Source organism: Shewanella sp. SM20, from assembly GCF_025654545.1.
Taxonomy (GTDB): Bacteria; Pseudomonadota; Gammaproteobacteria; order Enterobacterales; family Shewanellaceae; genus Shewanella; species Shewanella oncorhynchi.
In genome coordinates, this window is sequence record NZ_JAKKRK010000023.1 from 44,831 (window position 1) to 58,117 (window position 13,287).

Here is a 13,287-nt window from a genome sequence, read left to right on the forward strand (position 1 = left end):
TTTCAGCCATTGCATTTAGCCGCACTAATCCATCATGGTCTTGGTTGGATGACTAATGGCGCAAAGCTCGTCATCGCATTACCGTTAGCGCCGTTCAAGTTGGGATAGTCCCCCCCTTCCTGCAAGGTGTAATACACGTCGACAAAGTCATCGTCATTGGTGAACCAAGCATCCGGCATCACACTTAAAATACCATTGGTGATTTGTGGGATCAGCGCATAACCCTGAGCTTCAGGATCGGGGATCGACTTTAAGATCTGCTCCGCTGCTTCCAACAGCTTAGTGGCCAACACTTTATAATTAGTGCCATCGTCATGCTCCATTAGGATCATGTCCGCAGCCGCCCAACGATAACGCTCCCAATGTATGATGATTTGATTCGGATAATAGGTCGTATCCGCATAATCTAAATAGGGCATTTCGACGATATCGAGCACAGGTTCTTCACGGCTCGGGTCAACCCCAGTCACTATGCCGTAAATCTCGGCTCGACCAGAAATCCACGGCTCATGGTCATCCTTCAAGGATATTTGTTTGATCACTGTGGTTGAAATCGACTTGTCTGCCACCGCCTGTGTTTGCGCACGGCTCAGTAGCGCGCCATCTTTTTTCGCCGATTGTGCTTCGGCAAATGTCGTCCGCATCACCTCTAAGCCAGCCACAAAGGCTTTTTTACTATCGATACCGACCACAAACACCGGCTGCTGCGGTAGGTTATACACATCTAATTGATGCACTTGCCCATGAATATCAAAGGCTTCAATATAATCCCACTGACTCTCGTCACCATCGGGCTCATAGGCAAATAGAGGAGACTCACCTTGCTGCCATGGGGTTAACATGGTTTCATCCGCCAGACGCACTTGCACCAGAGAATCTGCTTTGGCACTTAAGCCCTTCACTCGGCGAATCGACGCATCGGCTTTGGTGATCACATTATCATTGAGCCTATGCTGAGACAGAATGTCATCGGCATTTACTGCCAACTGATACTGGTTTATTTCAGTCTGTAAGATAGGCGCAAGCTGCGCATATTGATGGCTTAAATCTAACGCCAATGCCCGCTTAGTATTGGTTAACTGCGCTTGTGCATCCAAAGTCGAATCCTTTAGCGACGCTTGTAGTAAGCGTAACGCCTCTCCATCTAAGGCTTGGCCATAACTCAGGGTTGCCGAAGCCGACAAACACAGCAATAAACTGGATTGAAGTAGTTTCATAGGAGTTCCCTTACCTTGATAAAGTTAAACGTGCGTTCGAATTCCTTACATATGAGCACAGAGCAGCATCTAAGTAAATCAAATGATAATAGTTATCGTTAATTATTAATGGTATAGAGTACGTAATCCCGGCTAAATACGATAAAAACAAGCTAATGACAGCATCAACAGATCAGTCCAGCCGAACAGTGTGTATGAAGATAAACGAGGAAATAGAATGAAATGAATTGATATGCACAGTTTCGCGAGCGACAAAAACACAAAAGGCAGATCTTAAGATCTGCCTTTTGCTGTTCATCGCCAGAGTGACGTTTCAGAACGCTTTGAACGCTCCCTTACGATCACACTGGCTTGATAAGACAAGGTTAAACGAATGAGTGTTACTCTTCGTCGAAATCATCTTCATCAAGATCTTCGGCATCAGTAGCCGCTTCAGCCGCTAATGCTGCGGCTAATTTTGCTTTAGCTTGTTTCTCTGAGCGACGTTTATTGCGCTCAGTTAACGTGCCTAAAAACACTTGTAATTCAGTTAAGCCCCAAGCTTGCGCTTCGGCTTCGGTCGCAAAGCCATCGTGGCTCTTAGACACAACAGTTTTAGTTGATGTCATGCGACGAGTGATTTCAGTTTTCCAACCGTTGTCGCCCTGTGTCACGCGAAAATCGTATTTTTTGCCCTTGCTCATTCTGCTCTATTTCCTAAATGATGCTTGTCACGTTTGTCTTATCAAGCGAACCAAACGCTCATCATAAAACAAAAGGAGCGCAGTGTACTTGATTTCGGCCCAGAAAGATCGCCCAGATGAAAATATTCATGCCAGTTTCATCGACTCGCCCAGTGGAGTCAATTCTCAAGTCTAAAACAACACTGCGCATATATCCCGCTCATCCTCTGTCTATGGCAGTTTATCGCGAGCTAGCGCAAACAAACATGCCTAAGATAATCGTCGTGCAAACGGTATATATTCTTGTTTATGTCATAAAAATAGGCTTTTTCAGTCACATTAACACTTTAGAGTTTCTGATTAATATTAATAATTTACATCATTACTCATAGGTAAATCTGATGAAACTACGCCCTATTTCGTCGCTCTCACTCGGCCTGTTAATTGCCACGAGCGCTTTATTAGCTGGTTGCAATAATGACGATGATAACGCCGCTATCACGCCACCCACCAGCAAACCCGTTCCTGCTCAAGTGGGAGAAAGACCCTTATTCCTCGTACGTCAGATGCAAGACAGCACACTTAAAACCCGCTTAGAACAATGCACCACTGACAGTTTTTATCGCAGCGAATTTTCCATAGGTCACCGTGGCGCGCCAATGAAATTCCCTGAGCATACAAAGGAATCCTACCAAGCGGCTATCGATTCGGGCGCAGGCATAGTCGAGTGTGATGTCACCTTCACCGCCGATAAAGCTTTAGTTTGCCGCCACTCACAGTGCGATCTTGCCAGCACGACCAACATTTTAGCCGTGCCTGAACTGGCCAATAAATGTTCGAGCCCATTCACTCCTGCTGATGCCGCCAATGGCGTCAGCGCATCGGCAACCTGTTGCACTAGCGATATCACCCTCGCCGAATTTAAAACTCTCAAGGGTAAGATGGAAGGCAACAATCCGAAAGCGACCACTGCGGCCGAATTCATCAATGGTACCCCAAGCTGGCGCACCGATCTTTATGCTGGCAATGGCACCTTGATGACCCACGCTGAAAGTATTGATATGTTTAAAAAAGCCGGTGTGAAGATGACGCCTGAGCTAAAAGCGGCGAGCGTATCTATGCCCTTCGATGGTTTTACTCAGCAGGATTACGCGCAAAAAATGTTGGATGAATACACTGCGGCGGGCGTCGATGCTTCGCAAGTATTCCCTCAATCATTTATCTTAGATGACATCAAATATTGGGTCGCAAACGCACCTGAATTTGCGAAGCAAGCTGTGTTTCTCGATGACAGATACGATTATAACAGCGCCTTTGATCCGCAGAACTCTGCCACTTGGTCACCATCAATGGCGGATTTAAAGACCCAAGGCGTCGAAATTATTGCGCCGCCACTCTGGGTATTAGTCGCCTTAGATGCGGACAAAAAGATCATTCCTTCGGAATACGCTAAGGCCGCCAAAGGCGCTGGGCTTAAGATCATCACTTGGTCGCTAGAACGTTCTGGTTTATTAAAAAATGGCGGCGGCTTTTACTATCAAAGCATTACCGAAGCGATAGATAATGAAGGCGATACCTTTGAATTACTTGATGTACTTGCGAAAGATGTCGGCGTGATTGGAGTGTTCTCCGACTGGCCCGCTACTGTGACTTACTATGCTAACTGTATGGATTTATAAGTCATCGATATAGAAAAAAAATGCGTTAACGATTCATCGTTAACGCGTTTTTTGTAGCGACAATATTCTAAGCTCGCCGCGAGCGACCTCTTTAACCCGAGTTCAGGTTATTTAAACAGGTGCTGAATATTCTTTAAATCGCCCTTACCTTCGGCAATTTCTTCAGGCGTTAAACCTGTGACTTCGTGCGGGAAAACTAACCAGTCTTCAGAGGCATGAATGTAATAGTCGGGTTTTAAAGGCACTGCGGTATTTTTTGGCTTGTAATAAGGGCAAGCGATACGGATATCGGTTGGCATATTCAGGCGCATCAGTTGGCTGAGTTTTTCTTTTAATGCATGGATACTACGGCCAGAGTCAAACACGTCATCCACAATCAATAAACCGTCACTCGCGTTCGCATTTTCAACGATGTAATGCAGGCCATGAACTTTGATTTCTTTGCTTTGTTTGTCGGTGCCAATCCCATAATAAGAAGAGGTACGCACGGCAATGTGATCGGTTTCAACTTGTTTAAAATCGAAAAACTCCTGTACCGCGATACCGATTGGAGCACCGCCACGCCAAATACCCACGATAAATTGCGGACGAAAGCCACTCTCATACACTTGCGAAGCTAATAAAAATGAATCTTCCAGCAATTGCTGCGCGGTAACAAAATACTTTTCTGACATGACACAGTCCCCATCACATTGATTTTATTCTTAGGTCGTTAAAGCTTATGACCCCAGTAAGGTCTGTTCGGCGGGTAAAGGTTCCCAAAACACTAGAACAGCTTTGCCTTAGCAAGTGTAGGCAGCCGCCGAATTTTGGGAGCGAATTTTATACCAAAAAAATGCGATGTGCTGCAGTAATAGTAAGAACTTGCGTGACAACAGACATTTATTTTGCCTTTTAAAGCCAAAAGCAACAAAAAGGCCACCCTAAGGTGGCCGATAAACAAGCGAACAATACCGCATTAAACGATAGGCGTAATCACATGCTCACCTACTTTTGTCTTAACGCTATAACCACGGGCCGTTGCGACTTGGAAATCCTTCGACAAAATGGTATCCACATAATGCCAGTCGCTGCGCACCTCATCAGCGGTAAAGGTGAGCGTCATAAAGCCTCGGTCTTTTAAGTTAGCGTACTTAAGATCTGGCACTAACTCGACGATTGCCGCCTCGGTCGCGGGGATCTGTTCCGCTGGCAGATTCAAGTAATATTCAAGGCCTGGCGATGATACTGAGCTAGTCGCAAACTCCACCCCAACGGTATCGCCATTCACGTCTTTAAGCTCGTTAGCCCATGCATTATGGGTGTCACCCGCGATCACAACTAGGTTAAGATTTTTCGATTTAGCCGTACCTAAAATCACTTCACGCTCATAGGCATAACCATCCCAAGCATCTAAGTTGTACGGGATTGCAGGTAATTGCAGCAGTCCGATCACTTCTGGCGTGAGTAAGACTTGATTGGCTTGAAGATATTGCAGCTCTTGGGCGGTCAGCGTGGGATCATTTGCCGCCGCACGGGCCGCTAACTTAGCTAAAGCCCCTAACATGGCAAATTGGGGAATGCTCATCTGCTGAGTGGCAATCGCCGCCGGCAATGACATCTTACCCATTAATACCTGCTGTCCCAGTACCTGCCACTTGCCTGTCGACTGTAGCAATGTGCCCTGCAGCCATAATAATTGCGTCAACCCCAGCATAGTGCGAGTGGTCGAAGTGACATCAGCAAGGAAACGATCTCCCGCAAACGAGCCCGTGGTAGGATCCATATAATCGGCATAATCGAGCTGTTTATCACGGGCTAATACGCGAGTATCCAGCATATGCAGATCGATGAGATTGCCGTAACTGAAGCTGCGGTAAATCTCTTCATGGTTCCCTTCACGCCATGGGCGAATCGGTAACCACTCGAAATAAGCTTGTAGTGCAGCTTCTTTACGAACGGCAAAATCCCCTTCGCCTTCGTTGTGATTCTCGGCACTATCACGCCAAGTATCATTGGCCACTTCATGATCATCCCACACTGTGATAAAAGGCACTTTCGCGTGTAACTTTTGCAGACTCGCATCGGTATGGTACTGACCATGGCGAGTGCGGTAATCACTCAACGTCAGCAACTCATTGGCGGGTAACACTTCACGCCCCAATTCGGCAGCATGCTCACTGGCATAACCACCGCGGGCATATTCATAGATGTAATCGCCTAAATGCACCACAGCATCTAAATCATCCTGCGTCGCCGCTAACTCATAGACGTTAAAATAACCGGCAGGAAAGTTAGCACAGGACATCACGGCTAATTTGACTGAGCTAACGTCACCCTCAGGCAGAGTGCGGGTTTTACCCACAACTGAGGTTTTATCACCCGTCATAAAGCGATAAAAGTAGGTTTGCCCGGCACGTAAACCGCGGGCATCAATCTTAACCGTGTAGTCACGGCTCGCATTAGTGACAGTCTCACCTGTGGTCACTAATTGACTAAAGGCCGCATCACTTGCCACTTGCCAACTCACTTTTACATCGCCCTCAGACTCAGGCGTGACACGAGTCCAGAGGATCACGGCATCGACTGCCGGATCGCCACTGGCAATTCCATGTAAAAATTGAGCGGGTACAGAATTATCATCATTACTATCACTACAGCCCATCAAGCCGTAAGAGATCACAGCAACACCAACACCTTTGGCCGACATAGCCAAAAAATCACGACGAGTTACGGTACGATTCATTATTATTATTCCTTGTTAGATAAGGCTTCACTGGTATGAGGTCTAATAAGACCACGATTGTGAGATATCACTGTTACATATTTGTGACATCTTTGTCAGCCTTTTATGATATCTATCAATTCAAACACTTATACTGGATAGCGTACTTTATTTGTGCAGGACTGGCGTAGCTTACAGAGAAGCTGCTAACATCGGTGCAGGCTAACGCAGCGTGTGAAATGCACGCCAGAGAATGGCAAGAAAAGGAATTTATACAATGAAAGTCAGCGATATTATGAGTGATCAAGTCATTTGCATCAGCGATGGCGCCAGCTTGAAAGATGCCCACCATCTGATGCAAACCCGTGGCGTACGCCACTTACCCGTGATTTCTGAAATTGATGGCACCCTCGTTGGCGTACTCACCCATAAAAAAATGATCGCCAGCGTGATGTCTATGCTAAACAAATACGGCCAAGGCGCGCTCGAACGTAAAGAGCGATACACGCCAATCACGACAGTGATGGATAAAGAGTATCAGCATCTAACCGCCGACGAGCCCTTAACTGTGGTGGTGGAATATTTTATTGAAAACAAACTCGGCTGCTTGCCCGTCGTCGATGTAGATAAAAAGGTACTCGGTATCGTCACTTCATCGGACTTTATTAAGCTGTGCCGTACCCTGCTGCAACAGCAAGCGTAACGTTTTACGCTCCCTTTCTGCCACGTCAGCCTTTTGCTACGCAAGGCTGACGCTGTCTTTTTTATAAACTGTGTTTTCTATAAAAAGAAAGGATTCCCTTGGCTAAATTACTCTCACAAGAACAATTTATTCGCGCCTATGAATGCGCAGAATTAGGCTGTATTGCCAATCAACAACTACTCGCCAAATTACTCGCCGATCCCGATTATGACGCTTTACATGAATACAGCGCCTACTTTGGCAAAGCAGCGACGCATATCACCTGTATCAGTGACTTACAAAGTATGGAGGAATTGCATTTTGTCGCGGGGAACTTGAATTGGGACGATCATGACCCAAACATGGTCAGGGCGATTATTGAACATCCACTCTGCGATGCAGGTACCGCCTTATTACTTTACTGGTACGGACAAGGCTTTTATTACTCCACGCCGGAGACGCTCGACACACCTTTTGGACAGCTATTCAAAACCATAACCGATAGATTTGTTACGCGCGGCTATGCCAGTTATAAAATCCATTTTGACCCGATTAAAGAATGTTTTATGCCCTCATTAGAGGACGTTCTTACTAGAGGATGCCAAATTCCAGGGGCTATTTTTGCCCCTTATAGCACTATGGAAATCGAAACCGATGAAGGGCACCCAAGGTATCTACAATTTAAAAATGAACTACTGAAATCGGGCAAATGGGGCAACCAATAAGTGCTGACCTTTTGTTATCAGCGCGGTTTAAGCTAGGGTTACTGGCGGAATACGCGTAAAACGCTGCCAGCGACCCGAGCGCCAACGGTGCACCATAATCAATCCACGCACCCACTCATCTGCCGCAACGGCAAGCCAAGCAGCAAGCACGCCATAACCTAAATGCAAGCCAAAGAACCAAGCAAAAAATACCCCAATACCCCACATGCTAAAAAGACCTATACGCACAGGGAACGCCACATCACCCGCGCCCTTGAGCGCCGAGATAATCACCAGATTAAACACTCGCCCTGTTTCAAGCGCTATGGAACCCGCAAGCAATAACGCTGTTAGTTGGATGACTTCTTCGTTTTCACTCAACCAGCCGACAATCAGGAAACGCTGCCAGTAGAAGACTAATACTATGGTCAGTGAAGCGACAAAGCCCACCAAACAGTAACGCTGCACCCGAGTGGTGATTTCATCGAACCATTGTTTACCTACATAGTATCCAGTCTGAATTTGCGTCGCCTGCCCGAGTGCTACCGCAAAACAATAGATAAAACGGCTAATATTCAAGCCATAGGTGTAGGCCGTGAGCGATAAAGTGCCCATCTGACTGATAAAATAGATAATGGTCATCTGAGCTACATTGTAAGACAGCATCTCGCCGGCATTGAGCAAACCGATACGCATCACGCTCCAATAAGTGCTGCGCGGCAGTAACTTAAGTCGTTGCAGTGGCAGCGGAATTTGCTTGTGCCGGATCACCATCAGCATGATCACAGCGCCGATGATCTGACTGGTGACGGTGGAAATTGCCACCCCTGTTACCCCATAAACAGGCAAGCCAAAAGGAGAATACAGGGCAATATAATTACCGATCACGTTCATTAAGCCCGTGCTCGAGGTGACTAACATGGCCGAGCGGGTAAAACCGTAACTACGCAAAATAGCGGCGAAGGCAATGTTCATCACTAGCCCTATGCTCAAGCTGCCGCAAATCACTAAATAGTCATATCCAAAACCAGCCACATCGTGCTCAAGCGCAAATAAGCCGATAATGCTCTTAGCACCAAAGAACATAGATGCGCCCATGACCAAGGCTAATACCAAACTCAATACGACACTCGCCACCCCGATATCGACAGCCTGCTGCGGTTTGCCTGCCCCATTGCTTTGGCTAATCAAAATACTTGCGCCCGTACTCACCATCATGGACATGACCATCATGAAGAACATCAGCTGAGTCGTGAGTCCCACTGCGGCAACCGCATTATCGGAATAATGGCTCAGCATAAAGATATCGCTGATCCCAAGCAGAGATTGCAACAAGGTCTCGATAAAAATCGGCCACGTCAGGGCAACTATGCCCATGCGCTGTTGCAATGTTTTGGGTGCTTTTGCCACGAAAGATTCCTGCAAATAGAGAACGAATAACGAGTGTGATCGCTGGCTCAATGTGTCGCTCAAACTGCATCTTGGCAACCTATATTTTAGCCAAGAGACTGAAACCCACTTTCACAAATCGACATCAAAGCGCTATCGAACGCACAATCAGGCGGACATTTAAGCGCATTAAGCCTGACAGTCAATTAAGTTGGTAATTTTCTTACAAGACACCCTACAACTCAATCTGTAATAGTGAAAAAGATGCCGACTGCAACCGTATTCATTACTAAGTTAATACCAAAGTTAATTTCCGCAATCATGATAGAGCTCATGGCTGAGTGTGAATCTAGGCTACCAATTCAATTAAGCTGCCGATAAACTCAGCCCATTGCAGAACAGCCGAGCGCACTAAAAATTGAGGGAGTATTAAATGAGCCAACTCTATTTAGAAGAGGGAATTAAACAATTGGTTAGCGAGTTTATCGCGGCGGGTTGCCCATCGGTACGAGAGCAAAGCATTGAGCAACGTCGGCAAGGTTATATCGCCAGCACTGTACTCGCGGGTGAGCCTGAAGAGGTGTTCGAGGTGCGCGCAATTTCCATCGATGGCGCAGAATTAACTCTGTTCAAACCCTCGGCGGCAGACAATTTACCTATCGTCATTTACTACCATGGTGGCTGTTTTGTCAGTGGCGGCGTTGAAACCCATAATCAACAACTGCGAAAACTCGCCAATGATTCTGGCGCACTGGTGATCGCCGTTCGCTATCGCCTCGCCCCAGAACATGTTTATCCCGCTGCCCACGACGATGCCTGCCATGCCGCAGAAGTCATCTATCAACATTGTCACCAATGGGGCGGTGATAACACTAAGATCACCCTAATGGGCGACAGCGCCGGCGGCCATTTAGCCCTAGTCACTTGCCTGCGTTTAAAAGCCAAAGGGCAATGGTTGCCACAGAAACAAGTGCTTATCTATCCTATGCTCGATGCCACCGCGAAGAGCCAAAGCTATAGCGACAATGGCGAGAAATACATCATCACCCGCGACACCTTGCTAACAGGTTTCGATCTGTATTTAGATTGGCACCCCAGAACCGATGCCGAAGCCAGTCCACTTCGCCGTGATGACTTAGCAGGCTTACCGGAAACCCATATCATCACCGCCGAATTCGATCCACTCGTCGATGAAGGTGAACAGCTATTTAGGAATCTATTAGAGGCGGGCGTCAATGCCCACTGCCGTCGTTATCTTGGCGTCATCCATGGCTTCTTCCAACTCTCGGGCGTGAGCCGTTCCGCTCGGGATGCCATGGTGCAGGTGACTAATATAGTGAAGACAGCCTAACGTCATACTTGATGATTAATTCATAAAAAAGGCTTTCTATCTAGATAGAAAGCCTTTTTTAACCGTTTGATATTTAGATTTAAACGGTTTTCTTTCGATACGCCAAGAACAACAAGACTATACCTACGGCTAAAAACGGTAAGCTCAGAAGTTGTCCCGCACTTAAGAAAGTTTCAGAGTAAGCAGCTTGGCTAACTTTAATCGACTCAATCGCAATTCGCGCACTAAACACCGACACCAGAAACAGACCGAAAATAGCCCCATGTCTTTGTTTAATCTGCGTGTATTCATACAAAGCATACAGACCAATAAAGATAGCTAAATAAGCGAAAGCCTCATAGAGCTGTGCTGGATGTCTTGGCAACATGTCGACACGGGCAAATATAATGCCCCAAGGTTGAGTCGTAGGATCGCCTAAAATTTCTGAGTTGGCGAAGTTTGCCATACGCACAAAAAAGCCAAAAATGGCAGTGGCGATAGCGAGTCTGTCCAACAAAAACAGGAAGGGTAGCTTCACTTTACGTTGGTAATAATACAAGGCCAGAATCGCGCCTAAACCACCACCGTGGCTGGCGAGTCCGCCTTCCCAAATCGCCAAGATCTTAAGCGGATGAGCAAAGTAATAAGTCGGATCGTAGAACATACAATGGGCCAAACGCGCGCCCACAATAATGCCAACCACACAATAAATCAGTAAATTATCAAGGGACTCAAGATCGAGATTTTCCTTGATATAAATCCGCTTCATCACCTGAAAACCAGCAGTAATAGCAACAGCAAACAGGACTCCATACCAATGTATTTTTAGTCCCATAAACGAGATTAATACAGGATCGAGCTCCCACACTAAGTGTTCCAAATTCAATTACTCCATAACACTTGGTACATAGAGGTACGCCAAAAAGCATGTTTTACGTGGTTAAACGCCAATAGACAAGCCTTGTCGCGGGGATATCTTACTATTGAGTCAAATTTAATGACTCAGAACGACCTTGGTTTAGCCGAATGAGGCAATGTCAACCAAGTTACCATTTAACGAATCAACTGGCTAAATTTAACTGACTTTAGCGCTCCCCTAACGGCTCAGACGTTGGATGATGTCACTATGCTGTGGATATTGGGCTAACAAAGTTTGTTGGCTAAACAGCTCAAAATCATCAAAGGTAAAACCAGGCGATACCATGCAGCCCACTAATGAAAAACCATCTTGATTCATGGCTGAACCAAAGATACAGCCCTTAGGGACTAAAAACTGTGGCCGCTCGCCCGCAGCTAAATTAAGCCCTAATTGCGCCGTCGTTAGCACCCCATCAGGATCAATCATGTAAATCGTCAGCGATTGCCCCGCATGGAAATACCACATTTCATCAGCTGTCAGACGATGGAAATGGGAAACCTCTCCCGTACGCAGCAAAAAATAGATACTGCTCCATAATGCCCGAGTCTGATCAAATGCCGTTTCTGAACGATAGGATGAGCGGTAATAACCTCCTTCAACATGCTGCTCTAGCGCTAAATGTTCAATAAAATCATCTGCAGTATGCATTATAAATCCCTGTGTAAAATTAAAACCACAATTAAGGCCCTAGATTCTACTCGAAAATCATCTGTCCACTAAACACAGCAATGAAGCTTTTTGAACATAAGCACAAACGCTAAAGTTCAGACATCACGACTGACCAAGGCTTAGGTTTTAAGCCTCAACAGGGATACAACTCTGCGCCATCGAACGCTCTGATGCCTTGGTAAAATCGCGACGACAAATAAATTGTACGGCATATTGTTATGGTTTGTTGTTACCCACAAAAGCGGCTAAATTGTAATGAGTTCGCAGGATGCATTCGCGGCTAAAGCGCCAAAGAGTAGTTTATCTATGATAACTTGGACACGCGGACTTAAGGTTGGGTGATTTTCCACAGGGATTTTAATCGATGATCAAAATAGAAGAAATGGCTTTAGTCCTTGATGCACTTCCTGATCCTACTTTTGTTCTGTCAAAAAGTGGTAAATACATTGCCGTCTTCGGTGGTAAAGATGACCGTTATTACCACGATGGTAGTGGCCTAATCGGCTTGTATCTTAGCGATGTGTTAAAGGCTGATAAACTCAAATACTTTTTACAGGTTATCGAGAGTGCATTAACCAGCCGAAAATTACTGATCGAAGAATATGAATTGAGCAATAAAGATGTCAAAGGCTTACCCGATATAGGCCCTGAACAACCCATTTGGTTTGAGGGACGCATTCAAGCACTAGACTTTCTGGTTGATAATGAGCCTGTGGTGCTTTGGGTCGCCAGTAATATTTCCAAGCGGCATGAGCTTGAACTGCAACTACGTCAGCTAAGCGATACCGATCAGCTGACAGGGTTGTATAACCGTCGCCGCTTAGAACGTGATTTAACCTTTCAATTCGATATATTTCAGCGCCACCGTATTCCCACCTCAATCTTGATCCTCGATTTAGACCACTTAAAGTCCATCAATGATCAGTTGGGTCACTATGCTGGCGATCAAATCATCATCGCGATTGCCGAAACCTGCCGAACTCAATTTAGAAAAACCGATAGCGCGTATCGTTTTGGTGGCGATGAATTTGTGATTGCCCTACCTGGGGTAGAGCATTCGCAAGCGGTTGAATTTGCAGAATACCTCTGCGATTGCTTTTACACTGAACTGCAAAAATATGCGGTCAATGGCTTGTTTGCCACCGTAAGCATTGGAGTCGCTTCTATCGAACCATTGGATAAGTCCTATGAAGAAACGCTTAAGCGGGCTGATGCGGCCTTGTATCAAGCTAAACGTAACGGTAAAAATCGAGTTATATCAAATACCGCCTAAGCGGACTGAACATTTCAAACCACACATAGCAATAACAAGCGCCCTTAATAAGTGATAGC

12 protein-coding genes are annotated in these 13,287 nt (G+C 46.0%); 5 read left to right on the forward strand and 7 right to left on the reverse strand.

All coding sequences use genetic code 11. From position 1 onward, the window contains the following. Positions 1–32: 32 nt before the first annotated feature. Both L5M18_RS11345 and L5M18_RS11350 read right to left on the reverse strand, forming a co-directional pair. The gene (locus L5M18_RS11345) at positions 33–1,217 is read right to left on the reverse strand and encodes a DUF3103 domain-containing protein (protein WP_263196988.1); all 1,185 of its coding nucleotides are present in this window, start codon (positions 1,215–1,217) and stop codon (positions 33–35) included. Between the two features lie 380 nt (positions 1,218–1,597). Further along, positions 1,598–1,900, reverse strand: a complete 303-nt coding sequence (locus tag L5M18_RS11350) for a DUF3622 domain-containing protein (protein WP_105250177.1) — start codon at positions 1,898–1,900, stop codon at positions 1,598–1,600. A 380-nt stretch (positions 1,901–2,280) separates the two neighbouring features. On the opposite strand from L5M18_RS11350, the gene L5M18_RS11355 reads away from it, so the two are divergent. Continuing rightward, complete coding sequence (locus L5M18_RS11355; protein ID WP_263196989.1) at positions 2,281–3,558, forward strand: glycerophosphodiester phosphodiesterase family protein; 1,278 nt, start codon at positions 2,281–2,283, stop codon at positions 3,556–3,558. Between the two features lie 107 nt (positions 3,559–3,665). Here the strand turns inward: L5M18_RS11355 and L5M18_RS11360 are convergent, their stop codons facing one another. Continuing rightward, positions 3,666–4,232: a phosphoribosyltransferase gene (locus L5M18_RS11360; RefSeq protein WP_028759331.1), complete on the reverse strand. Its 567-nt coding sequence runs from the start codon at positions 4,230–4,232 to the stop codon at positions 3,666–3,668. Positions 4,233–4,516: 284 nt separating this feature from the next. Continuing rightward, complete coding sequence (locus L5M18_RS11365) at positions 4,517–6,283, reverse strand: alkaline phosphatase D family protein (protein ID WP_263196990.1); 1,767 nt, start codon at positions 6,281–6,283, stop codon at positions 4,517–4,519. Positions 6,284–6,539: 256 nt separating this feature from the next. Here L5M18_RS11365 and L5M18_RS11370 point away from each other — a divergent pair, with 256 nt between their 5' ends. Both L5M18_RS11370 and L5M18_RS11375 read left to right on the forward strand, forming a co-directional pair. After that, entirely contained in the window at positions 6,540–6,965 is a 426-nt protein-coding gene (locus tag L5M18_RS11370) for an HPP family protein (RefSeq protein WP_212599707.1), read from the forward strand. Between the two features lie 98 nt (positions 6,966–7,063). Beyond that, positions 7,064–7,669, forward strand: a complete 606-nt coding sequence (locus L5M18_RS11375; RefSeq protein ID WP_263196991.1) for a DUF4274 domain-containing protein — start codon at positions 7,064–7,066, stop codon at positions 7,667–7,669. Positions 7,670–7,696: 27 nt separating this feature from the next. Here L5M18_RS11375 and L5M18_RS11380 read toward each other — a convergent pair whose 3' ends face one another. Beyond that, positions 7,697–9,058, reverse strand: a complete 1,362-nt coding sequence (locus L5M18_RS11380) for an MATE family efflux transporter (RefSeq protein ID WP_263196992.1) — start codon at positions 9,056–9,058, stop codon at positions 7,697–7,699. Between the two features lie 412 nt (positions 9,059–9,470). On the opposite strand from L5M18_RS11380, the gene L5M18_RS11385 reads away from it, so the two are divergent. Beyond that, positions 9,471–10,388 (forward strand): alpha/beta hydrolase, encoded by a 918-nt coding sequence (locus L5M18_RS11385; RefSeq protein ID WP_263196993.1) that lies wholly within the window; start codon positions 9,471–9,473, stop codon positions 10,386–10,388. 79 nt (positions 10,389–10,467) lie between these two features. On the opposite strand, the gene lgt is transcribed toward L5M18_RS11385, so the two are convergent. Continuing rightward, positions 10,468–11,247: a prolipoprotein diacylglyceryl transferase gene (gene lgt, locus L5M18_RS11390; protein ID WP_263197002.1), complete on the reverse strand. Its 780-nt coding sequence runs from the start codon at positions 11,245–11,247 to the stop codon at positions 10,468–10,470. Between the two features lie 216 nt (positions 11,248–11,463). After that, positions 11,464–11,934, reverse strand: coding sequence for a cupin domain-containing protein (locus L5M18_RS11395; protein WP_173242850.1), 471 nt, complete (start codon positions 11,932–11,934; stop codon positions 11,464–11,466). A 385-nt stretch (positions 11,935–12,319) separates the two neighbouring features. Between L5M18_RS11395 and L5M18_RS11400 the strand changes: the two genes are divergently transcribed. Continuing rightward, a complete protein-coding gene (locus tag L5M18_RS11400; RefSeq protein WP_263196994.1) occupies positions 12,320–13,228 on the forward strand; it encodes a GGDEF domain-containing protein in 909 nt (302 codons plus the stop codon). The last annotated feature ends 59 nt before the right edge of the window (positions 13,229–13,287 follow it).